Annotated in this window: 18 protein-coding genes; 10 read left to right on the top strand and 8 right to left on the bottom strand. The window is 56.9% G+C overall.

Going from position 1 to position 21,170, the window contains the following annotated elements; genetic code table 11:
- The first annotated feature begins 86 nt into the window (after positions 1 to 86).
- The 6 genes from LDN84_RS15030 to LDN84_RS15005 all read left to right on the top strand — a co-directional run bounded on the left by LDN84_RS15030 (position 87) and on the right by LDN84_RS15005 (position 5,638).
- A complete protein-coding gene (locus tag LDN84_RS15030; RefSeq protein ID WP_223904250.1) occupies positions 87 to 1,253 on the top strand; it encodes a metallophosphoesterase in 1,167 nt (388 codons plus the stop codon).
- An 80-nt stretch (positions 1,254 to 1,333) separates the two neighbouring features.
- The gene (locus tag LDN84_RS15025) at positions 1,334 to 2,473 is read left to right on the top strand and encodes an SPOR domain-containing protein (protein WP_223904249.1); all 1,140 of its coding nucleotides are present in this window, start codon (positions 1,334 to 1,336) and stop codon (positions 2,471 to 2,473) included.
- 63 nt (positions 2,474 to 2,536) lie between these two features.
- A complete protein-coding gene (locus LDN84_RS15020; protein WP_223904248.1) occupies positions 2,537 to 2,950 on the top strand; it encodes a hypothetical protein in 414 nt (137 codons plus the stop codon).
- On the top strand, positions 2,947 to 3,933 hold the full coding sequence (locus LDN84_RS15015; RefSeq protein WP_223904247.1) for a CapA family protein: 987 nt from the start codon (positions 2,947 to 2,949) through the stop codon (positions 3,931 to 3,933). The genes LDN84_RS15020 and LDN84_RS15015 overlap by 4 nt, the downstream gene beginning before the upstream one ends.
- A 47-nt stretch (positions 3,934 to 3,980) precedes the next feature.
- Positions 3,981 to 4,469, top strand: a complete 489-nt coding sequence (locus tag LDN84_RS15010) for a GNAT family N-acetyltransferase (RefSeq protein WP_223904246.1) — start codon at positions 3,981 to 3,983, stop codon at positions 4,467 to 4,469.
- A gap of 47 nt (positions 4,470 to 4,516) precedes the next feature.
- Positions 4,517 to 5,638, top strand: a complete 1,122-nt coding sequence (locus LDN84_RS15005; RefSeq protein WP_223904245.1) for a sensor domain-containing diguanylate cyclase — start codon at positions 4,517 to 4,519, stop codon at positions 5,636 to 5,638.
- A gap of 8 nt (positions 5,639 to 5,646) precedes the next feature.
- Here the strand turns inward: LDN84_RS15005 and urtE are convergent, their stop codons facing one another.
- The 7 genes from urtE to LDN84_RS14970 all read right to left on the bottom strand — a co-directional run bounded on the left by urtE (position 5,647) and on the right by LDN84_RS14970 (position 14,798).
- A complete protein-coding gene (urtE, locus tag LDN84_RS15000; protein WP_223904244.1) occupies positions 5,647 to 6,339 on the bottom strand; it encodes an urea ABC transporter ATP-binding subunit UrtE in 693 nt (230 codons plus the stop codon).
- A gap of 584 nt (positions 6,340 to 6,923) precedes the next feature.
- Complete coding sequence (gene urtD / locus LDN84_RS14995; protein ID WP_223904243.1) at positions 6,924 to 7,805, bottom strand: urea ABC transporter ATP-binding protein UrtD; 882 nt, start codon at positions 7,803 to 7,805, stop codon at positions 6,924 to 6,926.
- Positions 7,802 to 8,917, bottom strand: coding sequence for an urea ABC transporter permease subunit UrtC (urtC, locus tag LDN84_RS14990; protein ID WP_223904242.1), 1,116 nt, complete (start codon positions 8,915 to 8,917; stop codon positions 7,802 to 7,804). The genes urtD and urtC overlap by 4 nt, the downstream gene beginning before the upstream one ends.
- Positions 8,918 to 8,919: 2 nt before the next feature.
- Positions 8,920 to 10,491 (bottom strand): urea ABC transporter permease subunit UrtB, encoded by a 1,572-nt coding sequence (urtB, locus tag LDN84_RS14985; RefSeq protein WP_223904241.1) that lies wholly within the window; start codon positions 10,489 to 10,491, stop codon positions 8,920 to 8,922.
- A 131-nt stretch (positions 10,492 to 10,622) separates the two neighbouring features.
- Positions 10,623 to 11,894 carry an urea ABC transporter substrate-binding protein gene (gene urtA, locus LDN84_RS14980; RefSeq protein WP_223904240.1) on the bottom strand — a complete coding sequence of 424 codons (1,272 nt, stop codon included), beginning with the start codon at positions 11,892 to 11,894 and terminating at the stop codon, positions 10,623 to 10,625.
- Between the two features lie 374 nt (positions 11,895 to 12,268).
- Positions 12,269 to 13,825, bottom strand: coding sequence for a succinyl-CoA:acetate CoA-transferase ScpC (scpC, locus tag LDN84_RS14975; protein WP_223904239.1), 1,557 nt, complete (start codon positions 13,823 to 13,825; stop codon positions 12,269 to 12,271).
- A 31-nt stretch (positions 13,826 to 13,856) separates the two neighbouring features.
- On the bottom strand, positions 13,857 to 14,798 hold the full coding sequence (locus LDN84_RS14970) for a bestrophin family protein (RefSeq protein ID WP_223904238.1): 942 nt from the start codon (positions 14,796 to 14,798) through the stop codon (positions 13,857 to 13,859).
- A gap of 86 nt (positions 14,799 to 14,884) precedes the next feature.
- Between LDN84_RS14970 and hpaR the strand changes: the two genes are divergently transcribed.
- The 3 genes from hpaR to LDN84_RS14955 all read left to right on the top strand — a co-directional run bounded on the left by hpaR (position 14,885) and on the right by LDN84_RS14955 (position 18,485).
- Complete coding sequence (hpaR, locus tag LDN84_RS14965) at positions 14,885 to 15,358, top strand: homoprotocatechuate degradation operon regulator HpaR (RefSeq protein WP_223904237.1); 474 nt, start codon at positions 14,885 to 14,887, stop codon at positions 15,356 to 15,358.
- Positions 15,359 to 15,731: 373 nt separating this feature from the next.
- Positions 15,732 to 16,136 carry a hypothetical protein gene (locus tag LDN84_RS14960; protein WP_223904236.1) on the top strand — a complete coding sequence of 135 codons (405 nt, stop codon included), beginning with the start codon at positions 15,732 to 15,734 and terminating at the stop codon, positions 16,134 to 16,136.
- Between the two features lie 189 nt (positions 16,137 to 16,325).
- The gene (locus LDN84_RS14955; RefSeq protein ID WP_223904235.1) at positions 16,326 to 18,485 is read left to right on the top strand and encodes a carboxy terminal-processing peptidase; all 2,160 of its coding nucleotides are present in this window, start codon (positions 16,326 to 16,328) and stop codon (positions 18,483 to 18,485) included.
- A gap of 42 nt (positions 18,486 to 18,527) precedes the next feature.
- On the opposite strand, the gene LDN84_RS14950 is transcribed toward LDN84_RS14955, so the two are convergent.
- Positions 18,528 to 19,178, bottom strand: a complete 651-nt coding sequence (locus LDN84_RS14950; RefSeq protein ID WP_223904234.1) for an ABC transporter ATP-binding protein — start codon at positions 19,176 to 19,178, stop codon at positions 18,528 to 18,530.
- Positions 19,179 to 19,257: 79 nt separating this feature from the next.
- On the opposite strand from LDN84_RS14950, the gene LDN84_RS14945 reads away from it, so the two are divergent.
- Positions 19,258 to 21,123, top strand: a complete 1,866-nt coding sequence (locus tag LDN84_RS14945) for a M48 family metallopeptidase (protein ID WP_223904233.1) — start codon at positions 19,258 to 19,260, stop codon at positions 21,121 to 21,123.
- Positions 21,124 to 21,170 lie beyond the last annotated feature (47 nt).

Here is a 21,170-nt window from a genome sequence, read left to right as displayed (position 1 = left end):
TAGCCGATCTTGAATCTACGCCGGAAGGCACCATATAGGAACATTGAAGCTTCGGCGTTATTGCTCCGGCATAGGCGCGTATCTGAATGTCTGTTGTTCCCCTTTTTCTGGTTTCTTTCCTTTTGCATGCTTGGGTTGGCTGGTGTCTTGCACCAGACCTGGCCGCTGAGAGTGCGTGGCTGGGCATGGCACTGTGGGTTTTGTTGTTGGTGTCTGCCGGGCTGCTGCCCATGGGGTTTCTGGCAAAGCGCCTGGCCACACCCGTGTTGGCCAGGCTGTTGACCTGGCTGGGACTGCTGTGTATGGGGCTGGGTTCTTCTTTGCTGGTGCTGACGGTGCTGCGGGAAGTTGGGCTGCTGGCTGTGCTTGGTTTTGATCGGTTTGAACCTGCGTTGTTTTCGGTGGCCCACTTTCGAGCAGACAGTGCTTTGCTGGTGCCGGTTCTGGCGCTGCTGGCGACGCTGTGGGGATTCTTCAATGCACGGCGTACCGCTGCGGTGGTGTGGGTTGATGTGCCCATTGCCAATCTGCCCGCAGCGCTTGACGGTTTTTCCCTGGCGCAGATCAGTGACATCCATGTGGGGCCAACCATCCAGGCGGCTTATTTGAAACGCATCGTGGACAGAGTCAACAGCCTGAAAGCCGATATGGTGGCCATCACGGGTGATCTGGTGGATGGCAGTGTGGCTGAATTACGTGGCCAGGTGGCTCCATTGGCGGCATTAACCTCCACGCATGGCACTTTCTTCGTGACGGGCAATCATGAGTATTACTCTGGCGCTCATGGCTGGATTGATGCTGTGCGTGATCTGGGTATCCGCGTGTTGATGAATGAGCATGTGCTGATTCACCACAATCGCGATGCGCAAGACCCTGAACAAGCCATGATGGTGGTGGCCGGTGTGACTGATTTCAGTGCCCATCATTTTGACGAAACCCATCGCAGCGACCCCCATGCGGCCATGGCCGGTGCGCCAGCCCAGGCGGTGTTCAAGCTGCTGCTGGCACACCAGCCGCGCAGTGCGGCGGCGGCCCAGCAGGCTGGCTTTGATCTGCAACTCTCGGGTCACACGCATGGTGGGCAATTCTGGCCCTGGAACCACTTTGTGAAATTTCAGCAACCGTTCACCGCCGGGCTGCACAAACTGCAGTCGCTGTGGGTGTACACCAGTCGGGGAACCGGGTATTGGGGGCCACCCAAGCGTTTGGGGGCTGCTTCAGAGATCACGTTGCTGCGGTTGGTTCGGGCCTGAGGGATCTGACTGCACAGGTATGATCTGTCGCCCAATCAAAACGATGGATCGCATGTTTGCCTGAAAACTTCACCCGGTTTATGCCCCCACCCCAGACGCAGGCTCGCCAGCCCGAACCCACGATCACGATGCTGTTCAGAGCAGCCATCGGGCCCATCAACACCGACTTTTATCTACCGATCTTCACCCGTTTTGAAGCCTCAGGGCGCGCAGGTCTGTCATGGAACTGGGCCGCCAGCCTGTGTACCTTCAATTGGCTGGTGTTCCGGGGGTTGCGGGGCTATGCACTGGGATATCTGGCGGTGCTGGTGTTCCTTCCACTCCTTACTCTGGGCTTGGGTCGCTTGGTGTTGAATTGGTCTGAGCTGGCTGAGCTTCTTGTCGGGTTGAGTGGTCTAGTTTTGCTGTTTGTTTTGCCGGGTATCGGGGGCAATGCCCTTTTTTACCGTGCAACGCGAAAAAATCTGGAGGCGGCTATTGTGGCTTCTGCCAAACTGGAGCAGGCTTGCAAGCTTTTGGTGGGTCAAAGCAGCTCGCGTCAGCGTTTCATCCGAATTTTGGTCGGAAATTTGGCGCTGTTGTGCGTGGTGTTGCCACCGTGTATGCCGCTTTTGACGCGATATTCATCTGAAACTGAAACAACAGCCTCATCCGCCACAGCGCGTGTGCAAGAGGCTCCAGCGTCAGCACCCCTGCCAAGTGCCTTTCCGCCGCTGAATGTTGCATCCTCGCCCCTTCAAAGCGTTGCGTTGGGCACCCTGCCTAGCGACCCGGTGCCTGCGGTATCGATGCCACAACCGGTCGCCTCAGCGCCGAGTCTGGCAGCATCTGTACCTGCCCGCATGCCATCTGAACCTGTTCGTAGGGCATCCGCACCAGTGACCACGGCATCGGTACCGGCCAGCGAAGTGTCTGCACCTGTTACGGTGGCATCTGTATCTGTTCTGTCGGTCTCGTCACCAAAGAGACTTCCATCCAAGCCGGCCAGTGTGGGACATTTTTATGTCAATGTAGGTTTGTTTGCGAACGCCACCAATGCGCAGCGCGTACAGGACAAGCTTCGCAATGCGCGTTTGCCAGTCATCAACCAGCGTGTACATGGTGTCAAAGGGGAGCTGATCCGGGTTCGGGTGGGTCCATTTGCCGGTTTGAACCAAGCGGGTGAAGCTGCCAGAAAGATCAAGGCACTGAATCTGGATGCTGTTGTTGTACGGTTATGAGCATCCTGCCTCTTTTCTCATTTTTTAACAGATGCAACGCAAGTGTCCTGCAAAATCGGTGCCATGAAATTTTTACTCCGTATGACGACGGCTACCCTGGTTTTGGGAGCTTGTATGTATTCACCCATGGTTTCGGCCGATGCACTGCTGCGCTGTGATGTCACCTACGCGGGCAGCACCCAAGTGCTGGAAACTCTGGCGGTCAACGATCCATACACCGTGCCCAGTGTGGACATTGGCGGGCGCTTCTGGTTCAAAGCCGTGATGGTGGGGCATGCGGCACGGGTGGATTACATCAAGCTTTACGCCTACCTGGACACCCGCACGCAACCCTTGCTGATTCAGGAAGCCATTTTTCTACCCCCTTTCAAAACCACTTCCCCTTCCACCCCGTTGACCGGTACACAGCGCCTTTATGCTGGACCGGTGGGCCGGGAATTGATCTACAGCTGCACCCTGCAGGGGGAGCAACCATGAAAACGATGCTGCAACACAGCCTGACCCTGCTTTTGTGGCTGACCAGTGCGCTGGTACTGGCCGCTGAACCCACCCTGCCGGTTACCCTGGTGTTTGCCGGTGACATTGTCCTGGACGACACCGCTGGCGACATGATCCGCCAAGGGGGCGATCCCTTTGCCGATTTTGAAAATGTCTTTCAACAAGCCGACATTCGTCTGGGCAATCTGGAATGTGTGGTGGCTACCACCGGCTCTGCGGGTGACAAGAATTACACCTTCCGTGCCCATCCCCAAGTGTTGCCGGTGCTCCAACGCCACTTTGATGCCCTGGCATTGGCCAACAACCATTCAGGCGATTTTGGGCGTGAGGCCTTTGCTGAAATGCTGGAACTGCTGCCAAAGGCCAAGCTGGGCTATTTTGGCGGTGGGCACAACCTGACCGAGGCTCACACCCCCCAGATGTTTGAGCGCAAAGGCCTGCGCGTTGCTGTGCTGGGTTACAACGAGTTCATGCCGCGCAGTTTTGAGGCCGATTTCAACGCCCCCGGTGTGGCCTGGAGCGAAGATGAACAAGTGGTGGCTGATATTCAAAAAGCCCGGAGTTTTTACCACGCGGATCTGGTGATTCCTGTGATGCACTGGGGTTGGGAAAATGAGCTGGTGGCCAATCCCCGCCAGCACCAACTGGCACGCCTGATGGTGGATGCCGGAGCCGATGCCGTGATTGGCGGCCACCCGCATGTGACACAAGACATTGAGCTCTACAAAGGCAAACCCATCATTTACAGCGTGGGCAACTTTGTCATGAAAGAAACCGACAACCACCGCCAACGCCAAGCCTGGGTGCTGCGCCTGCAGCTCACACCGCAAGGTGTGACCGGTTTCAGCATCGTGGCAACCCGCATCAGCATGGACGGTATTCCGTCGCTTGACAAGGCAGTATCCAGCCCCTGTTGGCAGCAAGGGCAAAGCGATATTCAGGTTTGCCGCGCTGGGGACTGAGGAATGGTTTGCACGAACCTCCCTGTGTAGCCGGGCAGGCATTCATCATGACCCCAAGCCTTCACAAGGACTATTTACCTGGTTCCATCGGCAGAATTGCAGAGCTTCATGCCCGTTATTACAGCGAACTTGTTGGTTTTGGTTTGCCCTTTGAGAGCAAGGTGGCGCGAGAGCTTGCCGAGTTTTGCGAACGGTATGACAGTGAGCGGGACGGGCTTTGGCTGGTGCTGCAAGACGGCCAAATAGAGGGATCAATTGCCATTGACGGTTCCCACGCCGGGCAGGGTGGGGCGCATCTTCGCTGGTTCATCACCTCGGAAAGAATGCGTGGAACAGGAGTTGGGTCAACACTGCTTGCTTCAGCAATGGAGTTTTGTCGGTCAAAGCAGTACCACCGGGCTTATCTGTGGACTTTTGAGGGGCTTGATGCTGCACGGCATCTTTATGAAAAATTTGGCTTTCGCCTGGTGTTCCAACAGCATGGCACGCAGTGGGGCGCAGAAGTGAATGAGCAGCGATTTGAGTTTCAGGCCTGACTTCACCTGTCGGTACATTGGCAACACATCTTTTTTAACAGCGAACCATGTCCCTTACAGAAGTTAAACCAGGCAGCTGGATTGTCCAGATGAACTACCGGAATCGGTCTGTATTTTTCGCCTTGCTGTTTGTGGCGCTCGGCGCACACATGGCGAGCAAAGATTACAGCGTGATGGTGTGGTCGTTTTTCGCGCTGCAGTTTCTGGTTTACCCCCATGTGTTGTACTGGCGCGCAAAACGTGCCAGCGATGCCGGACGCACCGAGCTGAACCATATGCTGCTGGATACCTTGATGCTGGGTGTATGGGCTGCCGTGCTGGAGTTCCCGCTGTGGATCACCTTCATTCTGGTCGTGGCTTCAACCATCAATCTTGCCATGTTTCGTGGACTCAAGGGGGTGTTGATCGCCTTGGCCGTCATGGCTACAGGTGTGTCGATGGTGGTGGCCACCACAGGCTTGCATGTGTCGCTGCATACCAGTGGCCCGGTCACGGCTTTCAATATTGCTTGCATATTTTTGTACCTGATGGTGGTTGCCAGTGGTGCTCACACGCGCACACTGAAGCTGCAGGAAACGCGTGTGCGATTGCGTTCGAGTGAGCAAGCCTTGCAATCCGCCAATCTGATCCTCAAACAGCAGCTTGACGAAATCCATGCCTTGCAGATCAGGCTACGTGAGCAGGCCAACCGTGATGCGCTGACCGGTCTTTACAACCGGCGTTACCTTGACTCCACCATGGCACGTGAGCTTGCGCGTTGCCAACGCGACGGGCAAGCATTGAGCCTGATCCTGATGGACATCGATCATTTCAAGCAAATTAACGACACCTATGGTCATCAAGCGGGTGACGAAGTGTTGAAACATCTGGCCATGATGTTGCAAACACGCGCCACAGACATTGCCTGCCGATATGGTGGTGAGGAGTTTTTGTTGCTGTTACCCGGTATGCAACAAGTGGTTGCCCAGGAGCGAGCCGAACTGTACCGAAAGACCTTTGAAAAAACCGTCATCACGTTTGGTGATTTTCGGATTCAGGTCACGTTGTCGGTCGGCATCGCCACCTATCCGGGTCATGGCGTAACGTCTGATGCGCTGTTCAGAAGTGCCGATCAGGCGCTTTACCGTGCCAAGTCAGGAGGGCGCAATCGTGTGATGGTGGCGCAATGAGATCGTCTTCAAATCGCCACCATCTGCCGCACGCCATTCGCTTCCATGGCTGAACCCAAGCCTTGGGCTTTGACGGCTCCGCGCTCCATCACCACGTAGTTGTCGGCCAGCTCTTGGGCGAAGTCGTAGTACTGCTCGACCAGCACAATGGCCATGTCACCACGGTCGGCCAACATGCGGATGACACGGCCAATGTCCTTGATGATGCTGGGCTGGATACCTTCGGTGGGCTCGTCCAGCATCAGCAGTTTGGGCCCTGCAGCCAGAGCCCGGGCGATGGCCAGTTGCTGCTGCTGACCGCCGGACAGGTCGCCGCCACGGCGGTGCAGCATTTGTTTCAACACCGGGAACAACTCAAACAGCTCAGGCGGAATCGGCGTGCGGGCAGGCTTGTAGGCCAGGCCCATGCGCAGGTTTTCTTCGACGGTCAATCTGGCAAAAATCTCGCGGCCTTGGGGCACGAAGCCGATACCGGCTCTGGCTCGCTCATAAGGCGTGGCGTTCTGGATTGACTTGCCATCGAACTCGATGCTACCGGTCTTGATCGGCACCAAGCCCATCAGGCTTTTGAGCAAGGTGGTTTTGCCAACGCCGTTGCGGCCCAGGATGACGGTGACTTGGCCTAAAGTGGCTTGCAGGTTCACGTCGCGCAGGATGTGGGAGCCGCCGTAGTATTGGTTGATGTTTTTGACGTTCAGCATCTGTGTTTATCCTTTTTTATGGCTTTTGATGCGGCTGTTGGCCGGGTCTCGCCCCGGCGGGCGAGGCACTTTTCTTTGCTTCGCCAAGAGAAAGTAAGCAAAGAGAAGGCGAGCCGAATGCGCTGCCGTCACTGCGTGCCGGTTCGCTGCGTTGCTCGGTCTGGGCGGGGTCTCGCTCGAACTCGCTTCGCTCAGACAATCGCGAGCCCTGATCCGCCCAGCCCTGCGCTACTCGCCGACGCACCACGGCATAGGAGTCAGCACTGCTCGCCCGGCTGCGCCGGGCATTGCAGCGCGGGGGATGCCACGCACCCCGGTGCAATGTGGTGCGCAGCGCCACGAGCACGGGGACTTGAGTCCCTTCTATAGGCGCCGAGGAGCGCAGTTGCAGGTGGATCAGGGCACGCGATTGTTTGAGGCGATAGCCGAGTTCGAGCGGGCCCCCACCTGCAGCGAGCACCGCAGGTTGCCCGTAGCGAAGCGAAGGGACGCAGACAGCAGGGTCGCCCTTTCTTTGCTTACTTTCTTTCGGCGAAGCGAAAGAAAGTGAGTCGCCCGCCGGGGCGAATACCCGGCCTACAAACTTATCTTCCAAGATACACCTCAATCACCCGCTCATCCGCCTGCACCTGCGCCAGCGTGCCCTGCGCCAAAACAGAGCCGTCGCACAACACCGTGACGATGTCCGAGATGGTGTTGATGAAGCTCATGTCATGCTCCACCACCATCAGCGAATGTTTGCCTTTCAGAGACAAAAACAGCTCTGCCGTGCGCTCGGTTTCCTCATCGGTCATGCCCGCCACGGGTTCATCAAGCAGCAACAACTTGGGGTCTTGCATCAGCAGCATGCCAATCTCCAGCCACTGCTTCTGCCCGTGGCTGAGGTAACCGGCCTGACGCGACACGCTGTCCGCCAGATGGATGGTGTGTATCACCTCGGCCAGCCGGTCGCTCTGCGTTGAATCCAGCTTGAACAACATCGACGCGGTGACAGCCTTGTTGGTTTTCAAAGCCAGTTCCAGGTTTTCAAACACGGTGAGCTGCTCAAACACCGTGGGTTTCTGGAATTTGCGGCCAATGCCCATCTGGGCGATTTCAGATTCTTTGTAGCGCAGCAGGTCGATGGTGCTGCCAAAAAACACCTGCCCAGAATCCGGGCGGGTTTTGCCGGTGATGATGTCCATCATGGTGGTTTTGCCCGCACCGTTGGGGCCGATGATGCAGCGTAACTCACCGGGGGCAATGTCCAGGCTGAGTTGGTTGATGGCTTTGAAGCCGTCAAAACTCACGTTCACGTCTTCCAGGTACAGAATGCGGCCATGGGTGGTGTCCACTTCGCCGGGCACGGCCAGGTGTGAGAACGCGGCTTCGCGGCCACCCGACTCGGTGCTGCCGCTTTGGCCTGGGTGGGCCGCGCGGTACTGCTCGGCATGGCGGGCGTTTTGCTCCATCAGTTCGGGGGTCATTTCGCACCACCTTTCAGCTTTTTGACCAAACCCACCACACCGTCGGGCAGGAACAGCGTGACCCCAATGAACAGGGCTCCCAAAAAATACAGCCAGAACTCGGGGTAGGCCACGGTGAGCCAGCTCTTGGCCCCACTGACGATGAACGCGCCCAGAATTGGCCCGATCAGCGTGGCGCGGCCTCCCACGGCGGCCCAGATGGCAATCTCAATGGAATTGGCCGGGCTCATTTCACTGGGGTTGATGATGCCTACTTGCGGCACATACAGTGCTCCGGCCACACCACACATCATGGCCGAGATCGTCCAGATGGTGAGTTTGTAGCCCAGCGGGTTGTAGCCGCTGAACATGACCCGTGTTTCGGCATCCCGCACGGCTTGCAGCACCCGGCCAAACTTGCTGTTGATCAGCCAGCGTGCCAGCAGGAAAAAGCCGAGCAAGGTCACACCGGTCATGACAAACAAGGTCATACGCATGTTGGGTGTGGCAATCGGAATGTTCAGAATTCGCTTGAAGTCGGTAAAGCCGTTGTTGCCGCCAAACCCGGTCTCATTACGAAAGAACAGCAGCATGGCCGCAAAGGTCATGGCCTGGGTGATGATGGAAAAGTACACCCCTTTGATACGTGAGCGAAAGGCAAAGTAGCCAAACACAAACGCTACCAGACCCGGCACCGCAATGATCAGAAACAGGGTGGCGACAAAGCTGTCAGAAAACGTCCAGTGCCAGGGCAAGGTCTTCCAGTCCAGAAACACCATGAAGTCGGGTAAAGCGCTTTTGTAATTACCGTCCAGTCCAATCTGGCGCATCAGATACATACCCATGGCATAGCCGCCCAGAGCAAAAAACAAACCATGCCCCAGGCTCAGGATGCCGGTGTAACCCCAGATCAAATCCATGGCCAGCGCACAAATGGCGTAACACATGATGCGCCCGAGCAAGCCCACGCCGTAGTCACTCAGATGGAACAGGCTGCCCTCAGGTACCAGCAAATTCAGCACCGGGGCCACCGCACAGACCACCATCAACGCGAGCAAAAAAGCGGCCCAGCCCGTGCGACTGAGCAAGGGTGCCGGGGCGGGTAAGGAAACAGGGGTCAAACTTGTGTTCATGATCATGCCTCTGCCGAGCGGCCTTTCATGGCAAAAATGCCTTGGGGTCGTTTTTGAATAAAGATGATGATGAATACCAGCACCGCAATCTTGGCCAATACCGCACCGGTCAGCCCCTCCAGAAACTTGTTCAGGATACCCAGACCCAAAGCGGCGTACACCGTGCCTGCCAACTGGCCGACACCACCCAGCACCACCACCATGAAAGCATCCACGATGTAGCCTTGGCCCAGATCCGGCCCCACGTTGCCGACCTGGCTCAGAGCACATCCGGCCAAGCCCGCAATGCCGGAACCCAGGGCGAAGGCGTAGGTGTCAATCCGCGCCGTGTTGACCCCCATACACGAGGCAATCGGGCGGTTTTGTGTGACCCCGCGCACAAACAGCCCCAGGCGCGTTTTACTGATCAGCCACGACACGGCCACCAGCACAAAGAGGGCAAAGCCGATGATCACCAGCCGGTTGAACGGCAGCGACAAGTTACCCAGCACCTGCACGCCACCACTCATCCACGACGGGTTTTCCACCCCTACGTTTTGTGCGCCAAACAGGCTGCGCACCAACTGCATCAGCATCAGGCTGATGCCCCAGGTGGCCAGCAGGGTTTCCAGCGGGCGGCCATAGAGAAAACGAATCACCGAGCGCTCCAGCGCCGCACCCATCAAGGCGGAGGCCATGAATGCTACCGGCACGGCAGCCAGCAAATACCAGTCAAACGCGCCGGGCAGGTATTTTTGAAACAGGCCCTGCACCACATAGGTGGCGTAAGCGCCAATCATCATCAGCTCGCCGTGTGCCATGTTGATCACACCCATCAGCCCGTAGGTGATGGCCAGGCCGAGGGCCACCAGCAGCAGGATCGAGCCCAGACTGATGCCGCTGAACAGTGCGCCCAGTTTGTCGCCCCAGGCCAGCGCAGATTCCACCTGGCGCAGCGCTGCACCCAGGGCGGCCTTGACTTCTCTGTCTGGTTCTTGCGCCAGCCGTGCCAGCAACATGGTTTTGGTGTTGGCCTGGCCGCTGGTGGCCAGCAACTTGGCGGCTTCCAGGCGTTTGGCTTTGTCGGTGCTGTTCAACAGGGCTGCCGCGCGCACCATACCCAACTGCTCTTGGATGCCGGGATTTTGTTCGGTCACCAAGGCTTTCTCAATCAGGGGCAGCTTGGTTTCATCGGCATCACTTTGCAGTTGTTTCACGGCGGCAGCGCGTACCGTGTCGTCTTTGGAAAAGAGTTTGAGTGCAGCCAGTGCCGAATCAATTTCACCACGCATGCGGTTGTTGTTGATCACATCTTCGGCATCGTCGGGCAGAGCCAGTTCCGTGCCGGTAACGGCATCAAAGGCCTTGTCGTCCTTGACCACAAACACCTTGTCTCCTGCGATCTTGACCGCATCGTCAGACAAGGCTTGCAAAAAAGTTGCGGTTTTGTCATCTGCGGTTTGCATGGCTTTGCCGAGTGCCGCAATGCGTGCATCGGTTTCACCTAATGTGATGGCTTTTACCTCTTCAACGCTTATGGAATAAACGCTGGTAGATATTAAAAGTGTAGCAATTAGAAATAGTCTTTTGAACATGATCAGAACCTGTAGGGTGGGTACGGTGGTCAGTGCCCACGCTGCAATTTCTTCAGACTCAAAGGCATCTTTCGTGGTGTGTCGTTGCGGGCCAGGCCCGCAACGACAACTACATGTGACAGACTTAAAGCTTATTTTTTGGTGGGTTCGTCAGGCTTGCCTGCATTGCCTTCAATGTAGGGTGACCATGGCTTGGCCTTCACCGGGCCAGGTGTTTTCCAGACCACGTTGAACTGGCCGTCAGCCTTGACTTCACCAATAAAAACACTCTTGTGCAGGTGGTGGTTTTTCATGTCCATTTCAGACATGATGCCGCTGGGTGCCTTGAACTTTTGGCCAGCCATGGCGGCAATCACCTTGTCGGTATCGGTGCTCTTGGCTTTTTCAACGGCTTGCTTCCACATGTGAATGCCGATCCAGGTGGCTTCCATAGGGTCGTTGGTCAGAGGTTTGTCGGCGTTGGGTAATTTCTTGGCCTTGGCGTAGTCACTCCACTGTTTGATGAACGCGGTGTTGGTCGGGTTCTTGATGCTCATGAAGTAGTTCCAGGCGGCCAGATGGCCGACCAGCGGCTTGGTGTCCACACCGCGCAACTCTTCTTCACCCACGCTGAAGGCCACCACCGGTACGTCTTTGGCCTTCAGGCCGGCGTTGCCGAGTTCCTTGTAGAACGGCACGTTGGAGTCACCATTGATGGTGGACACCACGGCGGTCTTGCCACCGGCGCTGAACTTCTTGATGTCAGCCACGATGGTTTGGTAATCTGAGTGGCCAAATGGGGTGTATTTTTCGTCAATGTCCTTGTCCGCCACGCCCTTGGATTTCAGGTAGGCGCGCAGGATTTTGTTGGTGGTGCGGGGGTAGACGTAGTCCGTGCCCAGCAAGACCCAGCGCTTGGCCGCGCCGCCGTCTTTGCTCATCAAATAGTCCACGGCGGGAATCGCTTGCTGGTTGGGAGCCGCGCCGGTGTAGAACACGTTTTTGGAGAGTTCTTCACCTTCATACTGCACTGGGTAGAACAGCAAGCCGTTCATTTCTTCCACCACGGGCAGCACCGACTTGCGGCTCACCGAAGTCCAGCAACCGAAGATGACGGAAACCTTGTCCTGACCGAGCAACTGCTTGGTCTTTTCAGCAAAAAGTGGCCAGTTGGAGGCCGGGTCGACCACCACCGGTTCGAGTTGTTTGCCAAGCACGCCACCGTGGGCATTGATGTCTTCAATGGCCATCAGCACGGTGTCTTTCAACACGGTTTCAGAAATGGCCATGGTGCCAGACAGGCTGTGCAAAACACCGACCTTGATGGTGTCAGCGGCCTGAACCGGCAGTGCCGACAGGGTGCCGAGCGCGACGGCGGCGGTAAGCGCCTTGAGGGTAAAACGACGTGAATTCAAAGATGACATGTGTGCTACTCCAAAGTTGATGAAACCGTTGTCGCCGGGTGTGGGCCTGGGGTTCACTTCAGGCTTTCAAGCGGCGATGGGGTGACTTTAGGGAAGCACAGAGGTTTGGGAAATACGCCGAGTGGCGTATGGGGTGTGGTGCTGATGGGTGTTGTACTGCCCACCTGCTTGATCGTGTACCCGCTCGGCTGTTTAAGCCGTGACGATGGGTGGTCGTGGGTACCTTCCCTCTTACACGGCAATCACACTTGAAGTTTTGCCCATGATTGCTATATTTAATATAGCTTCTAGCGCTTATTCCATAAGCGCTAGAGACTTAAAATACTCGCAGATTCAACCCGTTGTGGCACGTTGGTGAACGTGCCGCTGGCAAGTTAGACCATCGCCAGCGCTTCTTCCTTTTCGGGAACTTTGTGCTCAGCTTGGGCATTCACGGGCAACATGGACCCGGTCTCACGGAACTTCTGATGCCAGGAAAACGCCTCTTGCAGCACATGGGGTGTTTGTCCACCGCCTTGGTTGGCGCGTTCCACATAGTCGTTGAGCATGGCGCGGTAGGGCTCGGCCACGCAGCGGTTGATGATGACTTGGGCACGTTCGCGTGGGGCCAAGCCGCGTAAATCGGCCAGGCCGACTTCGGTGACGATGATGTCCACGTCGTGTTCGGTGTGATCCACGTGCGAAACCATGGGGACGATGCTGGAGATCAGGCCATTTTTGGCGGTGGCTTTGGTGGCAAAAACCGAAAGGTAGGCATTGCGTGCAAAGTCACCCGAGCCACCAATGCCGTTCATCATGTGCGTGCCCATCACGTGGGTGGAGTTGACGTTGCCGTAGATGTCGGCTTCCAGCGCGGTGTTGATGGCAATGATGCCCAGGCGGCGGATCAGTTCAGGGTGGTTGCTGACCTCTTGCGGACGCAACACCAGGCGGTCTTTGTACTTGCCGATGTTGCCAAACACTTCCCGGCTTTTCTGCGGTGACAGGGTGATGGATGAGCCTGACGCAAAGTCGAGCTTGCCGGCATCAAACAGGTCAAAGGTGGAATCCTGCAACACCTCGGAATACATGGTCAGGTGCTCGAACGGGCTGTTAATGAAGCCTTGCATGACCGCGTTGGCGATGGTGCCAATACCGGCTTGCATCGGCAGCAGGCTCTTGGTCAGACGGCCTTGCGTCACTTCGTTCTTGAAGAAATCCACCAGGTGCGCGGCAATGGCAGCGGTTTCGTGATCGGCCGGGAGGATGTTGGACGCGCTGTCGAGCTTTTCGGTGATGACGATGGCCACGATCTTTTCAGGGGGAATCTCGATCACGCTGGTGCCAATGCGATCTTGCACCGACATCAGCGGCATGGGTTCGCGTTGCGGGCGGTGTTTGGGGATGAAGATGTCGTGCAGGCCTTCCAACTCCAACGATTGGGTCAGGTTGATTTCGACGATCACCTTGTCGGCCAGAATCGCAAAGCTGGCGCTGTTGCCCACCGAAGTGGTGGGAATCAAGGCACCGGTTTCGGTGATGGCCACCGCTTCAATGACGGCGATGTCAATCGGTGCCATTTGCCGGGTGCGCAGCAGCTCCACGGTTTCAGACAGGTGTTGGTCGACAAACATCACGTCGCCGCGGTTGATGGCCGCACGCAGCACCGGGTCGGCCTGGAAGGGCAAGCGGCGCGCCAGCACACCAGCCTCGGTCAGGGTTTTGTCCACATCACTGCCCAGCGAGGCACCGGTCATCAGGGTGATCTTCAGGTCTTCGGTGCTGGCGCGTTTGGCCAGGGCCATGGGGACGACTTTGGCATCACCGGCACGGGTGAAGCCACTCATGCCAATGGTCATGCCATCCTGGATCCACTGCGCGGCGGCTTCGGCTGTGGTCACACGTTCACGCAGTGCGGGGAGTCGGATTCGGTCTTGAAGTTGGTTCTGCATCGTTGGTTTGCTTTCAGGGGGGTGGGTTGTCTCAAGTCAGGCAATAGTTCATAGGAAGCAGTGGCTTGGGCAGGTCTTCGCAGCCCAGGGATTCCAGCAAATTGATTTCAATGGTGCGGCAAATGGCGTTGAGGGGCAGGTCGTTGGCATCCACGCCAAAGGGTTCCTCGATTTCATCACCCAAGGCATCCAGGCCAAAGAAGGTGTAGGCCACGATGGTGACGACAAAAGGGGTCATGAAACCAATCGAGTCCACCAGCCCAAAGGGCAGCAGAAAGCAGTACAAATAGGCGGTGCGGTGCAGCAGCAAGGTGTACGAGAAGGGAATCGGCGTGCTTTTGATGCGTTCACAGCTGGCGGCAGCGGAAGTCATGGCAGACAGCGTGGCATCAATGGCACTGGCCAAGCATGGGTCAAGCCGCTTTTCACGCAGGCAAAGCTCCAGGTCTTCGCCCATTCTTTGCATCAAATAGTCAGGTTGATTGGCGGCCAGGCACAGCCCTTCTAGCTCGGACGACACAAGCAGCCCCTGATATTCCGGCATTGGTGTCTCATCGCGCAGCAGATGTCGCAGCGCGTGGGCGAAGGCAATGGCGCGAAGAACCATGCGTACCCGCACATCGGTCAAGCCCAGATGGATCGTGACAGGTTTCTCCCCGGCGATCAGGCTGCGGCATTGACGCGACAAGCTTCGGCTGCGCAGCAGCACCTCGCCCCACAGCTTGCGCCCCTCCCAAAACCGGTCGTAGGCTGCTGTGTTGCGAAACCCCAGAAAAATGGCAATCGGCAGTCCGATCAGGCTGAAGGGAATGGTGGTCAGCGTGATCTTGAGTGCAAACAGGTCACCGTGGGATACGGTCACCAGGATGGCAATGAGCGTGGTCGCCACCAAGGATGGCAGAATCCTTGGCAGGATAGACCCCCGCAGAAGCAGGAACATCTTGAGTCCAGAAGGGCGGTCTCGGACGATCATCTACGATGTCCTCTTGGGATTACAGGCTTAATTACTAACATGCTAGTCATTTTAATCGCTAATGTATTAGTGTTCTGGGGCGCGCCATGACTTCCCAGGCAAAACCTCGGGTTAGCCACCACAATTTGCCGCAACGCCTCTTAAAAGCCCGCGAATGTCTCATGGGGCACTTTCGGCCGATCCTGAATCACTTTGGACTGACCGAGCAACAGTGGCGAATCCTGCGGCTGCTGGACGAGTATGGACAGCTTGAACCCCATGAGATTTGTGACCAGTGCCAGTTTCACAGTGCCAGCATGGCAGGCATGCTGTCGCGTATGGAAGACTTGCAATTGATTCAGCGCAGTCGCGTGGAAGGTGATCTGCGGCGGGTCTCTGTGCGTTTGGCCACCCAGGGTGACCAGTTGATCAGCAAGATGGCACCGCTCATTGATGCGCAGTACTTGTTGATGGAAGAGGCTTTGGGCAAGGACATGCTTGAAAACCTGTTTAATACTCTCGATGCGTTTATTGGTGCCCAAGAAGGCGTGGTTCAGCGGATTGAACTCCCGGCAGATTGAAGCGGTGTGATGGTTTTTTGCAGCCGCTTGCCGCCTGAGGGCTGGGCTGTCAACATACATGGTGTCAAAAGAACGCTCTATCAAATGCTATATATTTGATAGCTTCTGGCGCTTTATGGATAGGCTCTAGAGGTCGAAAACGTTTAAAAAACCTCTGAAAATGAGCGGTCATTGCCCTGCCGCATTTACATACTGTTGCATTTCTTTAGCAAATTGTCACAAATGGAGGGTGTTGGCGGGTTTATCCTGACGGCTCTACCAGATGCCTTGACGCTTTTTTTTACCAGTGCTGTGCGCAGCCGTCTTGTGAAGGCCATGTAGAACTGAAGAAAAGGAGAGAAATAAGATGAATACATACCCCCAAGCTTCCTCAATGCCTGCCAACCATCAGGAGACCGAAGCCTCGATTGCCCAACTGGTGGGGCAGGTTTATGAGATTGCCCCACCCGCTGAGCGAAGCCGCTTGCTGGAGCACCTGCTCAAACCCCTGGGGGTGCTCTCGTTGATGGCCATTGCCAATGGTATTTTTGCCTCCATCCGGTTTCGCAGTGGCTGGCCCGACATTCACGTTCGGGCGGAAGATGTGCAAAACGTGCAACCAGACGATGTCATTACCCTGGTCAATTACGTTCAGCAGGTCAGTGTTCAGGCGGTAGATGGGCTGGCTGATATGTTGGCGGGTTCAGCGGCCATCGCTGGCTCGGCGGCTGCCATCATGTTGATTGCGCTGCTGGTTCAGCGCTCAAGAAGCCGTCGGGCAGAAGACAACCGCCACTAACCCGGTGTTGGTGGTGGGTGAGCGGGTTCCGGTGTTGTCACCGTGCTGGTAACTTGGCTCAAAATTGGAAGGTACGGTATCCGGTCTTTGCCGTGCGTCAGATTCATGTGGTGGCAATTACCGCCACAATGGCCCTTTTTGGATGCGACGATGGGCGTACTTCCTGCAATCTAAAGAGAGCAATAGCGGATGAAATTGAAATTATTGGGGTTGGCCTTTGCCTTCATCACGGCGGTGCAAGGTGTATCGGCCGTTGTTAATCAGACAACTCCCGTAGCCCTGGCACCCCAGGCCCAGGAGGCAAGGGCGGCCCACGTGGCGGCAGCATTGCTCTCGCGTTACCACTACAAGGCCATGCCGCTGGATGAAGCCTTGTCTGGCCGGATATTTGACCAATACCTCAAGACACTTGATCCAGAGAAGACTTTTTTTGTCCAGTCTGATATCGATCAACTCGCCAAGCGGCGAACCAAGCTGGGCTCGGACATGGTCAAAGACGACCTGAGTGCCCCGTTTGCCATCTTTAACCTGTATATCAAACGGGCCACTGAACGGTTGACTTACGCACGAACACTGCTCAAAACGGGTTTTGATTTTCAGAAGTCCGAAAGTTACCAGTTTTCCCGCCAGAAACAAGCCTGGCCCAAGGATGAAGCCGAGGTGCGTGAGCTGTGGCGAAAACGGGTCAAGAGTGATTGGTTGCGGCTGCGACTGGCTGGCAAGGATGACAAAAGTGTTATTGAGGTACTCGACAAGCGTTATGCCACCATGCTCAAACGTATGGCGCGTATCAACAACGAGGACGCTTTTCAGACTTACATGAACGCCTACACCATGGCGATAGAGCCGCACACCAATTACATGGCTCCGCGGGCTGCGGCGGACTTTGACATCTCCATGAGCCTGTCTCTGGTGGGTATTGGTGCCATTCTGACGGAGCTGGACGATTACACGACGATCCGTGAACTGGTGCCAGGCGGGCCAGCCAGCCTGTCGGGGCAACTGAGCATGGGGGACCGGATTCTGGGTGTGGCCCAAGGCGAAAGTGGCCCCATGATCGACATCATGGGCAACCGGCTGGATGATTCGGTGGCCATGATTCGTGGTGCGCTGGATACGGTGGTGCGGCTCGATGTGCTGCCTGCAGGCGCAGGGCCAGACGGCAAACACAAACTGGTCACGCTGGTGCGCAAGCCCATCAGCCTGAAAGAGCAGGAGGCCAAGTCATCGGTGCAAGAGGTGCCAGACGGCAAGCTCACCCGCAAAATCGGTGTGATCACGCTGCCATCTTTTTATGAGGATTTTGCGGCCAAACAACGCGGTGACACGGCCTACAAGAGCGCTTCCAGAGATGTTGCCCTGCAGATTGAGGAGCTGAAAAGCAAAAAAGTTGACAGCATTCTGGTGGACTTGCGCAACAACGGCGGCGGCTCATTGACCGAGGCGGTGAGTCTCACCGGTTTGTTCATCGGCAAAGGCCCGGTGGTGCAAGTGCGTAACGCCAATGGGCGTGTGGAGCTGGAACAGTCCACCCAGGCGAATGCTGTCTGGAATGGCCCATTGGGGGTTTTGATCAACCGGTCATCGGCCTCTGCCTCCGAGATTTTTGCCGCAGCCATACAGGATTATGGTCGCGGCATGATCATTGGCGAACCCAGTTTTGGTAAAGGTACCGTTCAAACCATGGTTGACCTGGATCGTATGGTTGATAACAAAAAACCGCAATTTGGCGAACTCAAAATGACCATTGCGCAGTTTTTCCGCATCAATGGCGGCACAACCCAATTGCGCGGTGTCACGCCAGACATCAGCTTTCCATCAAGCTTTGATGCGGGTGAGTTTGGTGAATCCAGCTTTGACAATGCGCTGGCCTGGACGCAGATCAAAGCTGCCAGCTACACCCCCAAAGCCGATTTAAAACGCCTGTTCCCCGCCCTGGTGGCCCAGCACGATGAACGCATCAAAAACGACAAAGACTTCCAGTACCTTCTGGAAGACATTGCCCAATTTAATGCGCAGAGAAAACGCAACGAAGTTTCACTCAACGAGGCTGAGCGGCGCAAAGAGCGGGCCACCCTGGAAGCCAGGCTGGCAGCCCGCAAACCTGCGACGGACAGCGGCAAGGGTGCTCAAAAAGATGCGGTCAGTGACCCGCTCCTGCGCGACGATGGCTTGCAGGCCAATGAACGCAACCTGGCTACCGAGCTGGCCGATGAAAAAGCCCGCAAAAATGACAAAGATATTTTCCTGATGGAAGCGGTTCACATCCTGGCAGACGAAGTAGGCCTGCGTGGCTCCAGCCTCAAACTGGCTGCGCGCGCCAAAACTGCGCCCTCACTGACGGAGTGATCGTGTTCCTCAACGCGGGTGCCGAGCAGAGCGCAGTGCCTCTCAATCCCCCAGATTGATCACATGTGCCAGTGGCACGTTGCCCGGCTCCTCATAAGCGGCCAGCACCCAGACCTGTGCTGGGTTGCTGGCAGCGGCGCAGAGCTGTTGCATCACAAACCCAATGGAAGGTTTGTCCAGGGCGGCAAAAGGAACATCCAGTAGGGTCAATGCAGCACCTGCCGCCAACGCCCCCGCCAGCCAGACCTTGCGTTTGGAGCCGGTGGACAACATGTACAGCGGTTTGTGGATGTGTGGCTCAAGTGACAAGCCGCTGATCAATGTATGCAGATGGGGCGCATCAGCAGCCGCAAACCCGGGGTAACGCTGGCGTAGTTGCGCAAAATACTGCAGGGCGGTGATCTGATCGTGGTCAGCGGTGTGTGGTTCTGTCCAGTAAACATGCTGGCGGTACAGCAAAGTTTGGGTGGCCACACACAGACCGTTGAGACGCACTTGCCCGGTTTGTAGCGGCAGCTCACCCGCCAGCAAGCGCAACAGGGTGGTCTTGCCACTGCCGTCACCCCCGCGCACCAGCACCAGCCCACTCGCGATGTGGGCCGAGAGTCCGGCAAACAAGCAGCGTTGTGGGTATTGAAAACCCACCTCATGCAGTTGCAAGAGGGGTGCGCGGGAATTTTCAGAGGATTGCATCAAAGACATCTGCGTGATCATACGAGTGGATGGCGTGGTTTTTTGCTTGGCTAAGATCGTGGCTATTCAGGAGCCTTGTATGGAAAGAGCGGATTTCATTCATTTGGTGCGTTTAAGCGAGCATGCCAGTGCCGAAGACAGCCGGGCTTACCGGCGGCATGTGGCGATGTTTGCCACACTGGGTTATTTGTGGGTGGTGGGCTGTTTTGTTCTGGCACTGAGCTTGTTGGTGGTCGTTGGTCAGGCCATCGTCCAGGGGCACTTCAGAGCCGGGTATGTGTGGCTGCTATTGGCCGCAGTCGGACTGTTTTGGAGTAGCCTGCGATCACTCTGGTGTCCCATGGAAGCCCCCGAGGGCGAGACCCTGACAGCGGCCGATGCGCCCGTGTTGTTTGAGGCGCTGGAGCGTATTCGCAAGAAGATCAAGGGGCCACCGATTCACCATGTGCGGCTGGATGGCAATTTCAACGCCAGCATCAGCCAGCAGCCGCGCTGGGGGCTGTTCGGCGGCGCGGTCAACCACCTGACCATTGGCTTGCCGCTGTTGCTGGCGGTGGATCGGCCGCGTTTTCTGGCGGTGATGGCCCACGAATACGGTCACTTGCGTGGTGAACATGGCCAGTTTGCCGCCTGGATTTACCGTACCCGCCTGAGCTGGATGAAGCTGGAGCACAGCATGCGCCATGATGGTGGTTTGGCGGCGGTGGCCACCCAGGCGTTTTTGCGTTGGTATTTCCCGCGCTTTCTGGCCCGCACCTTTGCGTTGGCCCGGCAGGACGAGTACGAGGCTGACCGCATTGCAGGTAAGCTGCTGGGGCCTGAGGTGGCCGGTGCCGCACTGACCGAAATCGCCATCAAAGGGGACTGGATGGCCAGCAAGTTCTGGCCCTTGCACTGGGCGGCTGCCGCTGACAACACACAAGCACTTGGGCCTTTTACGGCCATGCGCAAACTGCTGAGCCTGCCGCCCGACAGTGACTTTGCGCGCGACGCACTGCGCCAAACGCTTCAACAGATCAGTGACGTGGACGACACCCACCCGGTGTTGCGCGACCGGCTGGAGGCACTTCATGTCAAGGCAGGCTTGCCAGCTTGGTCAACCCAACCGGCACTCGATTTGCTGGGTGCCCGAGCCAGCCATTGGCTTACCCATTTTGACCAACAATGGTGCCGCAACAACACCACCGACTGGCGCTTGCACCACAATTACCTGAACCGGGTACGCACACGTGTGGCCCTCTTGACGACCAGCCTGGCGCGTAACAATGCCAATGAAATGGTCGAGCTGGGCGATTTGCACCGGCGACTGGGCGCGCAGAATCAGGCCCGCACCTGTTATGAACAAGCCCTCCAACGCACACCCGGTCATGCGGCGGGCCTGCGCGGTCTGGTGCAGTGTCTGGAGGCTGGTGATAACCATCTGTTGCGTCTGGACTGCCTGGGGCAGTTGTTCGAGCACAGCCAGGCGTACCGCTGGTGGGCTTGCCACATGGCGGTGCAGACATTTGAGAAACGGGTGGCTGCCGGTGAACCGTTGGATGCCGAACTCAAGTTATGGCGTGCACGGCTCAAACAAGCCGATGAAGCCGAGGCCCGGGCCATGGCAGAAATCACCGACACGCCGTTTTTCCACGCCATCACCCGCCATGACCTCAATGAGTTTGAGCTGGGTGAGTTGCTGGCCGGCCTGACCCGCTGCAAACCGGTGTGGCGTGCCTGGCTGGTGAGCAAAACACTCAAGGAATTTGCTTACCGGCGCTGCTACCTGTTGTTTCTCGACCTGCCTGGCATGGAAGATGAAGACCGCTACCACTTGTGCCGCAGCCTGGAGCGTTCGCTGGACTTGCCAGGGATGGTGCTGGTGTTGTGGGCCGGGCATTCACCGACGCTGAAAGATATTCAGAAGCATGCCTATACGCCGGTTTATACACGTGCAATAGCCTGAACAGGCTGCCTTGCCAAAAGATCATCGCTTCGAACGCGATGGTCATG

The sequence above is a fragment of the Rhodoferax lithotrophicus genome (genome assembly GCF_019973615.1).
GTDB classification, from domain to species: Bacteria; Pseudomonadota; Gammaproteobacteria; order Burkholderiales; family Burkholderiaceae_C; genus Rhodoferax; species Rhodoferax lithotrophicus.
This window is presented reverse-complemented; position numbering and strand designations above follow the sequence as displayed.

What these genes read in the sequence shown, in the direction of transcription:
- LDN84_RS14960 (WP_223904236.1), top strand. Translation starts at nt 15,732, where the DNA reads ATGCCTGCCAACCATCAGGAGACCGAAGCCTCGATTGCCCAACTGGTG.
- urtA (WP_223904240.1), bottom strand. Translation starts at nt 11,894, where the DNA reads ATGTCATCTTTGAATTCACGTCGTTTTACCCTCAAGGCGCTTACCGCC.
- urtD (WP_223904243.1), bottom strand. Translation starts at nt 7,805, where the DNA reads ATGACCCCCGAACTGATGGAGCAAAACGCCCGCCATGCCGAGCAGTAC.
- LDN84_RS15005 (WP_223904245.1), top strand. Translation starts at nt 4,517, where the DNA reads ATGTCCCTTACAGAAGTTAAACCAGGCAGCTGGATTGTCCAGATGAAC.
- urtB (WP_223904241.1), bottom strand. Translation starts at nt 10,491, where the DNA reads ATGTTCAAAAGACTATTTCTAATTGCTACACTTTTAATATCTACCAGC.
- LDN84_RS15030 (WP_223904250.1), top strand. Translation starts at nt 87, where the DNA reads ATGTCTGTTGTTCCCCTTTTTCTGGTTTCTTTCCTTTTGCATGCTTGG.
- LDN84_RS14950 (WP_223904234.1), bottom strand. Translation starts at nt 19,178, where the DNA reads ATGCAATCCTCTGAAAATTCCCGCGCACCCCTCTTGCAACTGCATGAG.
- urtE (WP_223904244.1), bottom strand. Translation starts at nt 6,339, where the DNA reads ATGCTGAACGTCAAAAACATCAACCAATACTACGGCGGCTCCCACATC.
- LDN84_RS14970 (WP_223904238.1), bottom strand. Translation starts at nt 14,798, where the DNA reads ATGATCGTCCGAGACCGCCCTTCTGGACTCAAGATGTTCCTGCTTCTG.
- urtC (WP_223904242.1), bottom strand. Translation starts at nt 8,917, where the DNA reads ATGAACACAAGTTTGACCCCTGTTTCCTTACCCGCCCCGGCACCCTTG.
- LDN84_RS14945 (WP_223904233.1), top strand. Translation starts at nt 19,258, where the DNA reads ATGGAAAGAGCGGATTTCATTCATTTGGTGCGTTTAAGCGAGCATGCC.
- LDN84_RS14955 (WP_223904235.1), top strand. Translation starts at nt 16,326, where the DNA reads ATGAAATTGAAATTATTGGGGTTGGCCTTTGCCTTCATCACGGCGGTG.
- LDN84_RS15020 (WP_223904248.1), top strand. Translation starts at nt 2,537, where the DNA reads ATGAAATTTTTACTCCGTATGACGACGGCTACCCTGGTTTTGGGAGCT.
- scpC (WP_223904239.1), bottom strand. Translation starts at nt 13,825, where the DNA reads ATGCAGAACCAACTTCAAGACCGAATCCGACTCCCCGCACTGCGTGAA.
- LDN84_RS15015 (WP_223904247.1), top strand. Translation starts at nt 2,947, where the DNA reads ATGAAAACGATGCTGCAACACAGCCTGACCCTGCTTTTGTGGCTGACC.
- hpaR (WP_223904237.1), top strand. Translation starts at nt 14,885, where the DNA reads ATGACTTCCCAGGCAAAACCTCGGGTTAGCCACCACAATTTGCCGCAA.
- LDN84_RS15010 (WP_223904246.1), top strand. Translation starts at nt 3,981, where the DNA reads ATGACCCCAAGCCTTCACAAGGACTATTTACCTGGTTCCATCGGCAGA.
- LDN84_RS15025 (WP_223904249.1), top strand. Translation starts at nt 1,334, where the DNA reads ATGCCCCCACCCCAGACGCAGGCTCGCCAGCCCGAACCCACGATCACG.